At 66.6% G+C, this 15673-nt stretch carries 13 protein-coding genes; 9 read left to right on the forward strand and 4 right to left on the reverse strand.

The window, feature by feature from the left end:
- The first annotated feature begins 91 nt into the window (after nucleotides 1-91).
- From AB4Z37_RS06940 to AB4Z37_RS06950, 3 genes are all read left to right on the forward strand, one after another.
- Nucleotides 92-1141, forward strand: a complete 1050-nt coding sequence (locus AB4Z37_RS06940) for a glycosyltransferase family 2 protein (RefSeq protein WP_441515965.1) — start codon at nucleotides 92-94, stop codon at nucleotides 1139-1141.
- On the forward strand, nucleotides 1138-2016 hold the full coding sequence (locus AB4Z37_RS06945; protein WP_441515966.1) for a ChbG/HpnK family deacetylase: 879 nt from the start codon (nucleotides 1138-1140) through the stop codon (nucleotides 2014-2016). Before AB4Z37_RS06940 ends, AB4Z37_RS06945 begins: the two co-directional genes overlap by 4 nt.
- A gap of 78 nt (nucleotides 2017-2094) precedes the next feature.
- Entirely contained in the window at nucleotides 2095-2940 is an 846-nt protein-coding gene (locus AB4Z37_RS06950; RefSeq protein WP_441515967.1) for a DUF2076 domain-containing protein, read from the forward strand.
- Between the two features lie 112 nt (nucleotides 2941-3052).
- Here AB4Z37_RS06950 and AB4Z37_RS06955 read toward each other — a convergent pair whose 3' ends face one another.
- The gene (locus AB4Z37_RS06955; protein ID WP_441515968.1) at nucleotides 3053-3841 is read right to left on the reverse strand and encodes a L,D-transpeptidase; all 789 of its coding nucleotides are present in this window, start codon (nucleotides 3839-3841) and stop codon (nucleotides 3053-3055) included.
- A gap of 308 nt (nucleotides 3842-4149) precedes the next feature.
- Here AB4Z37_RS06955 and AB4Z37_RS06960 point away from each other — a divergent pair, with 308 nt between their 5' ends.
- Complete coding sequence (locus AB4Z37_RS06960; protein WP_441515969.1) at nucleotides 4150-4911, forward strand: protein phosphatase CheZ; 762 nt, start codon at nucleotides 4150-4152, stop codon at nucleotides 4909-4911.
- Between the two features lie 156 nt (nucleotides 4912-5067).
- Here the strand turns inward: AB4Z37_RS06960 and AB4Z37_RS06965 are convergent, their stop codons facing one another.
- A complete protein-coding gene (locus tag AB4Z37_RS06965) occupies nucleotides 5068-5592 on the reverse strand; it encodes a hypothetical protein (RefSeq protein ID WP_441515970.1) in 525 nt (174 codons plus the stop codon).
- Nucleotides 5593-5965: 373 nt separating this feature from the next.
- Between AB4Z37_RS06965 and AB4Z37_RS06970 the strand changes: the two genes are divergently transcribed.
- The 4 genes from AB4Z37_RS06970 (at nucleotide 5966) to AB4Z37_RS06985 (ending at nucleotide 10975) form a co-directional block, all read left to right on the forward strand.
- On the forward strand, nucleotides 5966-6262 hold the full coding sequence (locus AB4Z37_RS06970) for a co-chaperone GroES (protein ID WP_441515971.1): 297 nt from the start codon (nucleotides 5966-5968) through the stop codon (nucleotides 6260-6262).
- A 150-nt stretch (nucleotides 6263-6412) separates the two neighbouring features.
- Complete coding sequence (gene groL, locus AB4Z37_RS06975; protein WP_441515972.1) at nucleotides 6413-8056, forward strand: chaperonin GroEL; 1644 nt, start codon at nucleotides 6413-6415, stop codon at nucleotides 8054-8056.
- A 207-nt stretch (nucleotides 8057-8263) separates the two neighbouring features.
- The gene (locus AB4Z37_RS06980; RefSeq protein ID WP_441515973.1) at nucleotides 8264-9469 is read left to right on the forward strand and encodes a hypothetical protein; all 1206 of its coding nucleotides are present in this window, start codon (nucleotides 8264-8266) and stop codon (nucleotides 9467-9469) included.
- Nucleotides 9470-9499: 30 nt separating this feature from the next.
- A complete protein-coding gene (locus AB4Z37_RS06985; protein WP_441515974.1) occupies nucleotides 9500-10975 on the forward strand; it encodes a phytoene desaturase family protein in 1476 nt (491 codons plus the stop codon).
- Between the two features lie 43 nt (nucleotides 10976-11018).
- Here the strand turns inward: AB4Z37_RS06985 and AB4Z37_RS06990 are convergent, their stop codons facing one another.
- Nucleotides 11019-11429 carry an META domain-containing protein gene (locus AB4Z37_RS06990; protein WP_441515975.1) on the reverse strand — a complete coding sequence of 137 codons (411 nt, stop codon included), beginning with the start codon at nucleotides 11427-11429 and terminating at the stop codon, nucleotides 11019-11021.
- Nucleotides 11430-11681: 252 nt separating this feature from the next.
- The gene (locus AB4Z37_RS06995) at nucleotides 11682-13346 is read right to left on the reverse strand and encodes an L-lactate permease (protein ID WP_441515976.1); all 1665 of its coding nucleotides are present in this window, start codon (nucleotides 13344-13346) and stop codon (nucleotides 11682-11684) included.
- A 469-nt stretch (nucleotides 13347-13815) separates the two neighbouring features.
- On the opposite strand from AB4Z37_RS06995, the gene AB4Z37_RS07000 reads away from it, so the two are divergent.
- Nucleotides 13816-15561 carry an ABC transporter ATP-binding protein/permease gene (locus AB4Z37_RS07000; protein WP_441515977.1) on the forward strand — a complete coding sequence of 582 codons (1746 nt, stop codon included), beginning with the start codon at nucleotides 13816-13818 and terminating at the stop codon, nucleotides 15559-15561.
- Nucleotides 15562-15673 lie beyond the last annotated feature (112 nt).

Below are 15673 nucleotides of genomic sequence, written 5' to 3' on the forward strand. Positions count from 1 at the left end.
GCGACGTGATCGCCACTTGCAGACCGTCCGGCAGTCACTACCATCATGGCGAGCGACGTCCGCACCTCCGCGGCGTCCCGGAAGATGATCGATGATGCTCGGCGCTGACGTTTCCAACCTGTCCGGCGACGCCCGCACGGCGGCGGCCCAAGGGCTGTCGATCGTGGTGCCGGTCTATAACGAGGCCGCCGGCCTCGAACGGCTGCACCAGCGGCTGATTGAGCTCGCGCGCTCGCTGAAGCAGCGCCACGGCCTTGCGATCGAGGTGGTCTATGTCGACGACGGCAGCGCCGACGACACGCTGAAGATCGCCCGCGCCCTGCCCGCCACCGCGCTCGATGTCCAGGTGGTGTCGTTGTCGCGCAATTTCGGCAAGGAGGCTGCGCTGATGGCCGGCCTCGACTACGCGCGGCGCGGCGCGACGCTGTTCATGGACGGCGACGGCCAGCACTCGCCGGACCTCGTGCACAAGCTCGTCACGCACTGGATCGAGGACGGCTACGACGTCGTGTATACGGCCAAAGCGCACCGCGACAACGAATCATTCCTGCGGCGGCTGTCGGTGCAGGGCTTCTACCTGCTGATCAACTGGGGCGCGCGGCAGAAGATTCCCGAGGATGCCGGCGACTTCCGCCTGCTGTCGCCGCGGGCGACGCAGGCCCTGCGCCAGCTGCCCGAGCGCAACCGCTTCTTCAAGGGCCTCGCGAGCTGGATCGGCTTCCGCCAGATCCGCGTCGACTACGAGCCCGAGGCGCGCGCCCATGGCCGCACCTCGTTCAACGCCGCGCGGCTGATCGGCCTGTCGATCGAAGGCCTGACCTCGTTCTCGGTGGCGCCGCTGCGGGTGGCGAGCCTGCTCGGCCTGCTGCTGGCGACCGCAGCGTTCCTGTTCGGGCTGTCGATCCTGTGGGAGACCGTGGTCAGCGGCAAGTCGGTGCCCGGCTATCCGTCGCTGGTGGTCGGCCTGATGACCCTTGGCGGCGTGCAACTGCTGATGATCGGCATCGTCGGCGAGTATATCGGCAAGATCCTGTCCGAGCTGAAGGCGCGTCCCGTCTACTTCATCGCCGAGCACACGGTGAAGCCGGCCGAGCCCGACAAGGCCGCCGCCGACACCCCGGTCGGAACCGCCGCCGGATGAGCGCGCCCGCCGAGCGCCGCATCTGGCTGTGCGCCGACGACTATGGCCTCAGTCCCGGCGTCAACCGCGCCATCCGTGAACTGATCGCGCAGCGCCGCCTCAATGCCACCTCGGTGATGGTGGTCGGCCCCGCGATCGGCCGCGACGAGGTCGAGGCACTCAGGCAGGTGACGGCCGACGGCGCCTGCGCCATCGGCCTGCACACCACGCTCACCGCGCCGTTCAATCCGCTGACCCTGCATTTCAGCCCGCTGCGGGGCGGCGCATTCCTGCCGCTCGGCGCAATGCTGCGCGCGAGCCTGTTGCGCCGGCTCGATCCCGACATCGTCGCGGGCGAGATCACGGCGCAGCTCGCCGCGTTCGCCGAGCTGTTCGGCCGCCCGCCGGATTATGTCGACGGTCATCAGCATGTCCAGATCTTCCCGCAGGTGCGCGACGCCTTTGTCAGGGCAGTGAAGGCCGCGGCACCCCGCGCCTGGGTACGCCAGTGCGGACGGGCGCTGCCGCTCGCCGAGCGCCTCGCCAATCCCAAGGCGCTGCTGCTCGACACCCTGAGTGCACGGTTTCGCAGCCTCTGCGCCCGCACCGGGCTCGGCTGCAATCCTGGATTTGCCGGTGCCTATGATTTCTCGCACCCGGTGGACTTCGGCACCGTGATGCCATCCTTCCTGCAGGGTCTGCCCGACGGCGGCCTTGTGATGTGCCATCCCGGCCATGTCGACGAGGTGCTGGTCAGCCTCGATCCGCTGACCGATCAGCGCGAGCGCGAATACGCGTTTCTCGCCAGCGACGCGTTCCCGCAGCTGCTGCAGGCGAATGTTATAACGCTGCAGGCGCCCGCCGCTTCCGCCACTTTGTCGCATACCAAAAATTAATCTGCGGAACTTCTTTTTGCGTCACAAACGGCACCTAGATTCCGGACGCCGACGCATCGACGCCGGAGGAGGACACCTATGACCCCGCAAGAACGCCAACTGATCGACGACCTGTTCAACCGGCTCGCCGGTCTGGAGAACACCCCGCGCGATCCCGAGGCGGAGAAGGCCATCATCGAGGGCCTGCGCCGCGCGCCGAACGCCGCCTACGCGCTGGTGCAGACCGTGCTGGTGCAGGACGAGGCGCTCAAGCGCGCCAGTGCCCATATCGAGGAACTGGAGAGCCGTGCAGCGCAGCCGGCGCCGGCCTCCGGCAGCTTCCTGGATTCGATGCGCGATGCGGTGTTCGGCCAGGGCGGCTCACGCGGCTCGGTTCCCAATGTGCGCCCGGCCGATCCGGCGCCGCGCCCGGTCTGGAATAGCGGCCAGGTCCTGAACAATGCGCCGACCGGCGGCTATGCCGACCCGCGGGCCGCGGCCGGGTATGCGCCGCCTGCGGGCTATGGCGCCGCGCCCGGCTATGGCGCGGCCCCTGCCGGCGGCGGTGGCAGCTCGTTCCTCGGCACCGCGGCGGCGGCCGCGGCCGGCGTGATCGGCGGCTCGCTGCTGATGAACAGCATGCGCGGCCTGATGGGCGGCGGCACTCACCAGTCGTTCGCCGACGCCGGGCCGTTCGGCGGCGGCTCCAGCCTCAATCCGTGGGGTGGCGGCGACCAGTCGGGCGGCAGCCTGGCACGCGATGCCGGCGTCGACGACATCGGCCGCAGTGGTGGAGATGCGCGGCAGGGCCTGTTCGACCAGGCTCCGAGCGAACGCGGCTCCGACGACCGCGGCTTCGGCGGCAGCGACAACTACGCGTCGAATGACGACAGCGACGACGACGGTTTCGATTCCGACGACGGCGGCGGCAGCGACTACGCCTGACCGCGCGCAGCTGACGCGTTGCCTTTGACGGCTCACACGACAACGGCCGCCCTCACGAGCGGCCGTTGTGTTCCTTCGCCGGAGCCGAACGCTTCGCTCCCAATCCAGCGCGTCAGATCACGATCACCCGGGCGCCGACATTGACGCGATTGTAGAGGTCGATGACGTCCTCGTTGCGCATGCGGATGCAGCCCGACGACACGTTGGTGCCGATGGTCCACGGCTCGTTCGAGCCATGGATGCGATAGAGCGACGACCCCAGATACATCGCGCGCGCGCCGAGCGGATTTTCGGGACCACCAGCCATATGGCGCGGCAGGTCGGGACGGCGCTTGAGCATCTCCGCGGGCGGTGTCCAGTCCGGCCACTCGCGCTTCGCCGAAATCGTCTTGGTGCCGGACCAGGTGAAGCCGGGCTTGCCGACGCCAATGCCATAGCGCAGTGCACGGCCGTCGGCTTGCACCAGATAAAGGAATTTGTTCGGCGTATCGATCACGATGGTGCCGGCTCGCTCCCGGCCGTCATACGACACCATCTGCTTTTCGTACTTCGGATCGAAGCCCTGCTGGGCGGGCACCACCGCCTGCTGGCGCGGCAGATAACCCTGCTGCTCCATCTCCTCCTCGGGCATCGGCGCCATCCGCCGACCGCGCGGCGTCAGCTCGTAGCGTGGCGCCGGCTCATAGGTCCCCGCGGGGTACCCGGGCGCGGGCCCCGCGCCACCACCGCCGAACAGGAACTGAATGAAGCCACCGCCCATGTCATTGGAGGCGACGCGCACCGGCGGCGCCGAACGGTTGTAGACGACATACGGCTCCGCGGCGCTCTGGGCGCACGCGGGAGACGCAGCGGCGCCGAGCGCGCAGGCGCCGGCGAAGACAACGGACACGGTTTTGAACATCGACGTACTCTGCACGTTTCGTCGGGACAGCGCGCACGGCACCGGCGCGTCATCGCCGATCCGTCACGCGGACGATTAGAGGTGCAAATCGCATCGGTTTGGTAAACGCCGGTGGCCGCAGGATTCACCACGCCGCGCGATCGCCGCCCGATCTTCCGACAGCGTTTATTTTCGATGAACGCGGCGGCACCATGGTTAACCGCTGGTGTGCAGCGGCGCAGCGGACCGCCCCACGCCCGCTCCGCTGTGAACCTGACGTTAAAACACCCTGCATTACAACAGCTGCATCAAAGGGCCTGGGGAGTGTCATGGCTGTTCGTAAACGTTTTCGCATCGAGGAAGTGCAGTACGGCAGCATGCCGGAGCCCGAGCCCGTTCAGGCCGGAGAGATCAGCCCGATGCACAATGAGATCATGAGCGAATTGCGGGCGATCCGCTCGCAGATGGCCGCGCCGCATCACAACAGCGACACGCCAGCCCCCGGGACGTCGGACGTCGCCGAAGCGCAGGCCCTGCTGCAGACCTACCGCGCGCAGATCGAGCAGTGCGAGAAGCTCAAGATCGAGCTCGACCTGATCCACGAAGCGATCAACCGCACCAAGCAGGAAATCGCCGTGCTGCACGGCAAGAGCTTCAACGGCGACGAGATGTCGAGGGTGACCGGCGAGCTCGGCGCGGTGGTCGGCGGCACCGAGGAAGCCACCCAGCAGATTCTCGAGGCGGCCGAAGCGATCGACCAGGCCGCCAGCGCGATGTCCAAGATCACCTCGCCGGATCAGCAGGTCCAGCTCAGCGAGGAGATCCAGGATCGCGTCGTCGCCATCTTCGAGGCCTGCAACTTCCAGGACCTCACTGGTCAGCGCATCAGCAAGGTGATGAACACGATGAAGTTCATCGAGCATCACATCAACGTCATGATGGAGATCTGGGGCGGCGTCGACGCCATCAAGGCCCACGCACCGGCGATCATCGACGACCGCGTCGGTGATGCCCGCCTGCTCAACGGTCCGAAGGGGATGGACGACGAAGGCCACGCCTCGCAGGACGACATCGACGCCATGTTCGGCTGATCCCCGCCGATCCGCTGCACACGAATTCGGGGCGGCCATCGGCCGCCCTTTTTTTCGGCCCGGATTCCTCCATCGCGAGGCGGCCATCCGCCAAACGTCAACGCCCCCGGGAGCCGATCCCGGGGGCGTCGTTTCTGTCGACCAGCTATCGCGGCGTTACGCGCGCGGCGCGCAACGGACGTAGATCATGGTGCCGTAGCGACCGTCGGCATCCTTGTCGAGGAAGCGGGTGATCAGCACACGGCCGTCGAACGAGACGATCTCGCGGTCCTTCTCGCCGCCGGCCGGTCCGGGCGGGCCGATATAGTTCTTGCCGCTACGGCTACCCTTGATGCGCAGCTCCTGCGGGGTGGCCTCGTCGGCGAGATGCATGATGACGCCGCCCGACGTGCCGGGATTGATGACGTAGGGCTGCTTGCACTGGCCGCGCGCATTGGCCTCGGTCCGCAGCCGATCGTCCGGCTTGTGATAGGCGCCGAAGCCCCAGCGGCCGACGAGCTCGTCCGGGCGGATGCTGCCGGGAATCTCCGGCTCGACGGCCGGCACCTCAGGCATCGGCGGCGCCTGCGGCCCGCCGAACCCGCCAAAACCCTGAAAGCTGTTGCAGGCACCGAGCGAGGCGAGCAATGCCGATGCGGCTGCAAGATGCGCGGCGCGGCGCGCAACACGTGAGATGTCCATCTGATCCCCTGAACGAAGAAAACCCAGTTACGCCTGCTCCGACGGCAAGCACAATGAAGCCATCGGACCGGCAGACGTCCCGCCACCGCCGCCGCGACATGGTGTCCAGATCATCTTATAATGACATCACCAAGGCCTTAAATCCCTTTCGCGCCGGTTTTTGCGCTGCCGCAGGCCGAATCGGCCCGCCGGAAAGGCCCTTTGCTTGACAGGATCGGCGCCAAGCCATATTTCCCGAACGCACTTTTAGCACTCCCGAGGGTTGATTGCTAAAGGATGTGTTCGGGCGCATCCGCGCCCCGAAATCTGGCGGGCCAGCCTGCCCATCCGCCGGCGCTCACCTCGTTCATCTCGCAGACCAGAGGAACTCCCCATGGCCAAAACGAAATTCCGCCCGCTGCATGACCGTGTGGTCGTCAAGCGCATCGACGCCGACGAGAAGACCAAGGGCGGCATCATCATCCCCGACACCGCCAAGGAAAAGCCCTCGCAGGGCGAAATCGTCGCCGTGGGCCCGGGCGGCCGCGACGAGACCGGCAAGCTGATCCCGATCGACCTCAAGGCCGGCGACAAGGTGCTGTTCGGCAAGTGGTCGGGCACCGAGGTGAAGATCGATGGCGAGGATCTCCTGATCATGAAGGAGTCCGACATCATGGGCGTGCTCGGCTGAGCACCTGATCCCCTCGCCCGGCGCGCGCGGCCTGACACCGCCGCGACGGGCGCGGACCGTCTTCCCGTCAATCACCCATTGGCCCGCCCGGTGCGCCTCGGACGTCGAAGTCCGGCACAGGGTCGGGAACCACACCAGGAGTAAGGTTACATGGCAGCCAAGGACGTCAAATTCTCCGGCGATGCGCGCGAGCGGATGCTGCGCGGCGTCGACACCCTCGCCAACGCGGTCAAGGTGACGCTCGGCCCGAAGGGCCGCAACGTCGTGATCGACAAGAGCTTCGGCGCTCCGCGCATCACCAAGGACGGCGTCACCGTCGCCAAGGAGATCGAGCTCGAGGACAAGTTCGAGAACATGGGCGCGCAGATGGTGCGCGAGGTCGCCTCGAAGACCAACGACACCGCCGGTGACGGCACCACCACCGCGACCGTGCTGGCCCAGGCCATCGTGCGCGAGGGCGCCAAGGCGGTTGCCGCCGGCATGAACCCGATGGACCTCAAGCGCGGCATCGACATCGCGGTCGCCGCCGTGGTCAAGGACATCGAGAAGCGCGCCAAGCCGGTCGCCGCCTCGTCCGAGGTTGCCCAGGTCGGCACCATCTCGGCCAACGGCGACGCCACCATCGGCAAGATGATCGCCCAGGCGATGCAGAAGGTCGGCAACGAGGGTGTCATCACCGTCGAGGAAGCGAAGTCCCTGGACACCGAGGTCGACATCGTCGAGGGCATGAAGTTCGACCGCGGCTATCTCTCGCCGTACTTCGTGACCAACCCGGAGAAGATGACCGCCGAGCTCGAGGACGTCTACGTCCTGCTGCACGAGAAGAAGCTGTCGGGCCTGCAGGCCATGCTGCCGGTGCTCGAGGCCGTGGTGCAGTCGGGCCGTCCGCTGCTGATCATCGCCGAGGACGTCGAGGGCGAGGCGCTGGCGACGCTGGTCGTCAACCGTCTGCGCGGCGGCCTCAAAGTCGCCGCCGTCAAGGCGCCGGGCTTCGGTGATCGCCGCAAGGCGATGCTGGAAGACATCGCGGTGCTGACCGGCGGCCAGCTGATCTCCGACGACCTCGGCATGAAGCTCGAGAACGTCAACCTGCAGATGCTGGGCCGTGCCAAGAAGGTGGTGATCGACAAGGAGAACACCACCATCGTCAACGGCGCCGGCAAGAAGCCGGCGATCGAGGCCCGCGTCAACCAGATCAAGGTCCAGATCGAGGAAACCACCTCGGACTACGACCGTGAGAAGCTGCAGGAGCGCCTGGCCAAGCTCGCGGGCGGCGTCGCGGTGATCCGCGTCGGCGGCGCGACCGAGATCGAGGTCAAGGAGAAGAAGGACCGCGTCGAGGACGCCCTCAACGCGACCCGCGCGGCCGTGCAGGAAGGCATCGTTCCGGGCGGCGGCACCGCGCTGCTGCGCGCCAAGAAGGCTGTCGGCCGGATCTCCAACGACAACTCCGACGTCCAGGCCGGCATCAACATCGTGTTGAAGGCGCTGGAAGCTCCGATCCGCCAGATCGCCGAGAACGCCGGTGTCGAAGGCTCGATCGTTGTCGGCAAGATCCTCGAGAACAAGACCGAGACCTTCGGTTTCGACGCTCAGAACGAGGAATATGTCGATCTCGTCGCCAAGGGCATCATCGACCCGGCCAAGGTCGTGCGCACTGCGCTGCAGGACGCCGCTTCGGTCGCCGGCCTGCTGGTGACCACCGAGGCCATGGTCGCCGAGCTGCCGAAGGATGCGGCACCGGCGATGCCGGCCGGCGGAGGAATGGGCGGCATGGGCGGCATGGGCTTCTGAGCCCGGCGCTTTTCGCCCCGCTTCGAACGATTGCAAGGCCGCCTTCGGGCGGCCTTGTTTTTTTCACGTTCATGACGATCACTGCGTCGGTGACACAGGACCTTCCGATCGGCGGCAGCAGCGTGCGAAAAGAAATTCCTCGCCTATTGCGTGCGGTTTTGAGAATGTCCGGCACCACGTTCCGCTGAATCTTCCTCGAGGCCCGATATGCGCGCGACCGGTTTTCCCCTGTTCCTCGTTCTCGCCACTGCCGTCAGCACGGCCCCGGCGCTAGCCCAGGCGAAAAAAGAGGCGAAGGTGCCGCCCGCCGGCAACGAGGTGCGCTATTTCACCTCGATCGGCGGCATCATGGACGACCAGGCCGACACCATCCTGAAGGAGATCCGCAGCAGCGGCAAAGTCACGAGCGCGGTGCTCGACGTCTGCTTTCCCGCGATCGGCAACGCCGACCGCAAGGACCGCTTCGTGGCGACCCTCACGGTGGACGGCGCCAAGCTGACGGGAACCACGCAGAGCGGCGACGGCAAGCAGCCGGTGACGGTCAACCTGACCCGCAAGGCGTCGGCGAACGGCGTCAGCTTCGAGGGCAAGGTCACCATCGGCAGCAGCGTCTCCAACGTCAACTCCGCCGACAATGGCGACATCAGCGAGAAGGAATTCAGGGAGGGGCAGGACGCCGACGACCAGATCACCCCGGCGCCGGCGGACTTCACCAGTGTCTCGCCCGAAGCTGTGGCGGTGCGCCTCAAGCCCGAAGGCGTCCTCGACTTCGTCAACGGCCTGCGCGGACAGAACGTCGAGGTGTCGCTGAGCAGCCTGCTGCCGTCATGCACCGAGCTGCGCAAGGGCGAGCAGGTGGTGCATCTCAACATCAATCCGGAGCGCGCCGCCGAGTTTGTCGCCAGCATGAAATCGGCCCCGGGGGTCACCGCCGCCGGCTGGACCTCGGGCAAGCTCGACATGGAGCGGACCGTGCGTTTCGCGGCCACCGACTGGCGTGATGGCGGCCGGCTCGACCGCGAGCGGCTGGCCACGACGCTGTCATCGGTAATAGCCAAGGCGCTGTCGGCGACTGCACTGCCGACCAGCTGGAACGACAGCAATGGCGAGCTCAAGCTGACCTTCAAGCGCCCTCATGCCGCGCTGCCGGGGCTTGGCCTCGTGCAGACCATCACCTTCAGCGCGATGGTCGCTCCCGACAAGCCCGGCGGCAGCGACAAGCTGCTGCTGTGGCTCGGCTATCCCAGCATCAGCACCATCGACGAAAGCTCCGGCAACAAGCTGAAGCTCGCCGACGCGGCCGATTCCAGCGGCGAGGAATCGATGCCGGTCGACGAGGGCGACACGCTCACCGTCGTGGCGCGCGAACTCAAGGCCCAGCGCTGGGATTCCGAAAACAACTCCTGGAAGTGACAGGCGCACGCCCGCTCCGAGGCCCGTCCGATGCCACACCGTGACGTGGTGGTGATCGGTGCCGGCCTCGGCGGCCTGACCGCCGCAGCGCTGCTCGCCCGTGCCGGCTGCAAGGTGGTGGTGATCGAGCGCAGCAATTCGGTCGGTGGCGCGGCGTCGAGCTACAAGGTCGGCGACCTGTTCGTCGAAGGCTCGCTGCACAAGACCAGCAACCCGAACGACACAAGTGATCCCAAGCATGACGTGCTGGTCCGCGCCGGGGTCCGCGATGCCGTGACCTGGGTGCCGGGCGGCGCTCTCTACGAGCTGCGCGGCGGCCCGCTCGACACGCCGTTCACCCTGCCCGGCAATCTCACGGATGCCCGTGCGGCGCTGATCCAGCGCTTCCCGCATGCCCGCGACGGCATCACGGACATCCTGCGCGAGATGGCGGCCGCAGCGACAGCGCCGCTGCCCGCCGCGAATGCATCGCTCAGCCTGCAGCAACGGCTCGACCGCGCCTTCGGCAACGACGATGCGCTGAAGATCGCGCTCGCGGCCAATCTCATCGACTACCACGACAATCCGGCGACGCTGTCCTGGGCGTTCTTCGCCCGCGCACAAGGCCGCCTCCTGACCAGCGGCACCGCCTTCGTTCACGGCGGCTCGCAGCGGCTGTCGAGCGCGCTAGCGCGCGCGATCCGCAGCGCCGGCGGCGAGGTGCTGCTGCGGCGAAGCGTCAGCGCCGTCACTCCCGGGCCGGACGGCGGCTACTGCGTCACCCACACCGCCAAGGACGGCAGCGCCGGGCAGACCGTCGTGACGGCACGCGTGGTGAGCAACGCCGCGCCTGCCGCCACTGCCGCGCTGCTGCCCGCATCGCAGGCTGACGCGCTGCGCATGCACTATGCGGACGAAGCACCGTCGATCTCGCTGTTCATGCTGACGCTCGGGCTGTCACGCCCGCCGCGCACATTCGGAGTGAGCGGCTACGCCACGCAATTGTGGCCACGCTGGATGCGGCGCCTTGGTGACTACCCCGCGGCGGCTTCGCTGTTCGCCGACGAGCCGGACGGACGGATGCCACCGCTGGCAATCGCCGACTATGCGGCGATCGCCTCGGGCGTGCCGGCACCGCCCTACGTGCTGTCGCTGATCGGCCCGGACCGGCCGTCGAACTGGCCGCAGCACGACGTGGAAGCTTACCGCGCGCGGCGGGCGCGCTGGCAGGCCGCGATCGTGCAGCACCTCGACGGCGTCTATGCCGGCCTCGCCGGCGCGGTGGTGGCAAGCTCGTTCAACACCGCGCTGTCGATGCGGCAGTATCTCGGCGCACCGGACGGCGCGGTCTATGGCTTCGCGCCGATGCCGCATCGCACGCCGCGTTCGCCGCGCACACCGCTCGCGGGGCTCTACCTGTCGTCGGCCTATGCCGGCTTCGGCGGCTACACCGACGTGATCGCGACCGCCGCAGCGTGCGCCGAGGCGATCCTCGGCGATCCCCCGCATCCCGAGCGCAGCGAATGACCGCAAAACGCGTTCACGATTCCCTCAACAGCGAACGCACGCTCTAATTGGTGTTGAGACGAAAGCGCAGCGGCCGCGGTCCGACGAACGAGATCACGTCGCCCTGACGCTTCCAGCTGGTCGCCTCGCCGAGCGAGGCCACCAGCGCATCGTCGAGCTGCGCCTTGTCGGCCGGGCAACCGCGATCCTCGATCGCCTGCGCCATGAAGATCACGCTGTCCCCCGCCACCGAGAACTGGCCGCGACCGCCCTTGCACCACAGCTCGAGCCGGACCTCGCCGCGCTCGCTGATCTCGAGCGAGGGAATGCGCTTGGAGCCGGGCAACGGCCGGCTGTCCAGCGTCATTTCCAGCCCGAACGGAAACTCGGCCTGGGCGCGTGCCGGCGTCGCGGACAACGCCGCGGCCAGCGCTGCCGGAACAAGCGAAAACAGGATCGATTGCGAAGGGATCATCACCAACAACTCTCATATGGACGCGCACCATGGCACGCGGAATCTTGAAGCAGCGAACTGCGTCGTTTCGACGACGACGGGCCTGGCGATCCCCGCTCCGCCACCGCACGACACAAATGAAATCCCCGCGGCACGGGCCGCGGGGACCGGCAATCCCATGAGCGAACCTGGTATCCTTCGACGCGTTTTCTTCGCGCGAACCGGTACCCGTCCCCGGATCAAGTCCGAGGGCACGCTTCGCTCGAAACCGCTTTAATGCAGCACCATCGCGGTGAACGGATGCACATAGGCCTGCAACATCACGAGCACACCGACCAGGCAGGCCAAAACGATCGAATGCCCGAACACGAAGCGCAGGATCGTGCCTTCATGTCCGAACCAGTTGGTCGCGGTGGAGGCCACCACGATCGACTGCGCGTCGATCATCTTGCCCATCACCCCGCCGGACGAGTTCGCCGCCCCCATCAGCACGGGCGGCAGCCCTAGCTGCTCCGAGGTGATCTTCTGCAGGTTGCCGAACAGGATGTTCGACGAGGTGTCCGACCCGGTCAGCGCGACGCCGAGCCAGCCGAGCAGCGTGCCGAAGAAGGGATACAGCACGCCGGTGGCCGCGAACGCAAGGCCGAGCGTGGCGTCGAGGCCGGACAGCCGCGTCAGCGTGCCGATCGCCAGCATCGCCGAGATCGTGATCAGCGAGTAGGCGCACAGCTTGATGGTGCGGCCATAGATGCCGACCATCCTGCCCGGCGACAGGCCCATGACGAAGCCGGAGATGATCGCCGCGATCAGCATGCCCGTTCCCGTAAACGACAAGTACTGGAACAGGAACTGCGCTCGCTCAGGTGTCGGCTTGGGAACGACAGGCGCGACCTTGGCGATCGCTTTGTCGAGGCCCGGAATGTCGTAGTTGTAGCTGAAAATCGGATTCACTGCATTCTTGAACCAGCCCGTGCCCCAGATCAGCAGGATGACGCACAGGATGATCCAGGGGGTCAGGGCCGACCACAATTCGCCTTGTGTCAGCGGCGCGGTGTCGAGGGCTTTCGACGGCGGCGCGGTGCCGGCGGACTCGTCACGGCCGCGCAGCGCCGGCGACAGCCATAGCTCCTTCGGCTGCCAGATCTTGAGGAAGCCGATCAGACAGGCCATCGAAATCAGCGAAGCGCCGATGTCGACGATCCACGGATTGACGTAATTCGAGATCAGGAATTGCGGGACCGCGAACGACACGCCCGTGACCAGAATGGCCGGCCACACCTCCTTCATGCCCTTCCAGCCGGCGAACGCCCACACCACCCAGAACGGCACGATCAGCGAGAACACCGGCAGTTGCCGGCCGACCATGGCGCCGAGCAGATAGGGATCGAGGCCGGTGACCGATGCGAGGCCCTGGATCGGCGTTCCCAGCGCGCCATAGGCGACCGGCGCGGTGTTGGCGATCAGCGACAGGCCGGAGGCCGCAAGCGGCGAGAAGCCGAGACCGATCAGGATCGCGCCGGTGATCGCCACCGGCGTGCCGAAACCCGACGCGCCCTCGAAGAACGCACCGAACGAAAACGAGATCAGCAGCAGTTGCAGCCGCCGGTCCGGCGTGACGCCGCCGACCGCGCGCTTGAGCGCTTCGAAGCGGCCGGTGGCCAGCGTCAGCTGGTACATGAAAATGACGTTGAGCACGATCCAGCCGATCGGGAAGAAGCCCGTGACCGCACCGAGGATGGAGGCGCGAATCGAGAGGCCCGCCGGCATGGTGAAGATCAGGATCGCCACCAGGTTGGCGACGATCAGCGCGATGATCGCGGCGATATGCGCCTTGACCTTGTTGGTCGCGATCAGGATGAGCAGCGTGACCACCGGAATCGCGGCGGCGATGGTCGACAACACTTTGCTGTGAAGCGGATCATAGATCTGGTCCCACATGGTCGTATCTCCCCACGGATTTTTGATTCGCCCGGTCGCCTCGGCTGGCCGAACGTCTTTGGGGTGATGCGGGAATCAGGCAGTCGGGCGCTGGCAGGCCTTCAAATCGAGCCGAAGGTTCTTCTTGCCAAGAACGAAGCCCCTTTGTTCTTGATGTCTCGCTCCCCAGCCGTCCTCACATGCTAGTGTCCCGGTTCGCAAATTCGCTGCATTTACAGCAACCTTCGTACGAACTTGCGAGCCGATCAGGACACTAGCAACTTTACTTTTCTAGTGTGCCTTATGAACGCGACGTTCCCGGATGAGCCAGCCGTGCAATCGCAGGAACTTCGTGTTCAGCACACTAGGGTCGGAATGAAGGTTTGGACAAGCTGTTGTATACCACGTCATATGCGACTTTAGTCTTAGGCGCGGCGATTCCGTCGCCATATCAGGGTGTTAACGCCCTCCTCCGAGGAGATTCCTGTCTGTGAACAGCATCCGCTCGACGCTCGCGGCCATCTGGCGCATTTCCAGTCCCTACTTCCGCTCCGAGGACAAATGGGCCGGCCGCGGGCTGCTCATCGCCGTGGTGCTGATCGAGCTCGGCACCGTGGTCATCGACGTGCTGCTGAACCAGTGGCGCAACCGCTTCTACAACGCGCTGCAGGAGCGCAACTGGGACAGCTTCGTCAGCGAGCTCATCTACTTCAGCGTGGTCGTCACGGTGTTCATCGCCATTGCGGTGTACCAGCTCTATCTCAACCAGTGGCTGCAGATCCGTTGGCGCAAATGGATGACCGAGAACTATCTCGCTGACTGGCTGGCCGATTCCACGCACTACCGCATGCAGCTGCAGGGCGATGCCGCCGACAACCCCGACCAGCGCATCACCGACGACGTCAAGCTGTTCGTCGACCGCACGCTGGCGATCGGCCTCGGGCTGCTCAATTCCGTGGTCACGCTGGTCTCCTTCGTGGTGATCCTGTGGGGCCTGTCGGAAGCCGCGCCACTGCACCTGTTCGGCAGCGAGCTGCCGATCCCCGGCTACCTCGTGTGGTTCGCGCTGGTCTACTCCGTCATCGGCACCTGGCTGACCCATCTCGTCGGTTGGCCGCTGGTCAGCCTCGACTTCCGTCAGCAGCAATATGAAGCCGACTTCCGCTTCAATCTCGTGCGGGTGCGCGAGAACGCCGAGCAGATCGCGCTGCTGAAGGGCGAGCCCGCCGAGCGGCAGCGGCTGCTGACGCGCTTCGGCAGCGTGGTCGACAACTGGCTCGCCATCATGAGCCGCACCAAGAAGATCACGGCGCTCACCGCGAGCTACTCGCAGGCGAGCGTGATCGTTCCCTACGTGCTGGTGGCGCCGGCCTACTTCGCCGGCAGGACCCAGCTTGGCGGCATGATGCAGGCGGCCTCGGCCTTCGGCAGCGTGCAGGGCGCACTGTCCTTCTTCGTCACCACCTACCGCTCGCTGGCGGAATGGCAGGCGGTGATCAACCGTCTCGACGGCTTCATCCGCGCCGTGGACGCCGCCAAGCGCACGGCTTTCACCGACGCGCGCATTGCCGTCGTCACCGGCGACACCGATGCGATCGGCCTCGACGAACTGCTGGTGCGGCTGCCCAACGAGCAGCCGCTGGTCGCCGCCAGCGCCTTCCGCATCCGCCCCGGCGAGCGCGTGCTGGTGAGCGGCCCGTCCGGCGCGGGCAAGTCGACCCTGTTCCGCGCCATCGCCGGCATCTGGCCGTTCGGCAACGGCACCATCGCGGTGCCGGCCGGCGCCCGGCTGATGATGCTGCCGCAGCGTCCCTATTTTCCGGTCGATTCGCTGCGAACCGCGCTGGCCTATCCGTCGCCGCGGGACGCGTTTTCGCCGGCGCGGCTGCAGGAAGTGTTGGCCGAGGTCGGGCTGCCGACCCTCGCCGCGCGGCTTGACGAGGAGGCTCACTGGAACCGGATGCTGTCGCTCGGCGAACAACAGCGGCTCGGCATCGCGCGGGCGCTGCTGGAGAAGCCCGACTTCCTGTTCCTCGACGAGGCCACCGCGTCGCTGGATGAGCCGTCGGAGGCGGCGCTCTATCGTCTGCTGCAGGACAGGCTGCCGGAGACCACCGTCATCTCCATCGGCCATCGCGCCACGCTCGATGCCTTCCACGGCCGCAAGGTCAGCCTGACGAAGCAGGCCGACCACTTCACGCTACAGGGCCGAACAGAGGAGACCGCCGGCGCCTGAAGCCATGGCGGCAACACCAACCCGGGATCGGACCGCAGCCGCGGTCCCTCCCGGGAGCCGTTTTGAGGATCCGGTCCACGCGCGGAACGGCCCTGGATATCCTTCCGGCTTC

Source organism: Bradyrhizobium sp. 2TAF24, from assembly GCF_052115025.1.
Classification (GTDB): Bacteria; Pseudomonadota; Alphaproteobacteria; order Rhizobiales; family Xanthobacteraceae; genus Bradyrhizobium_A.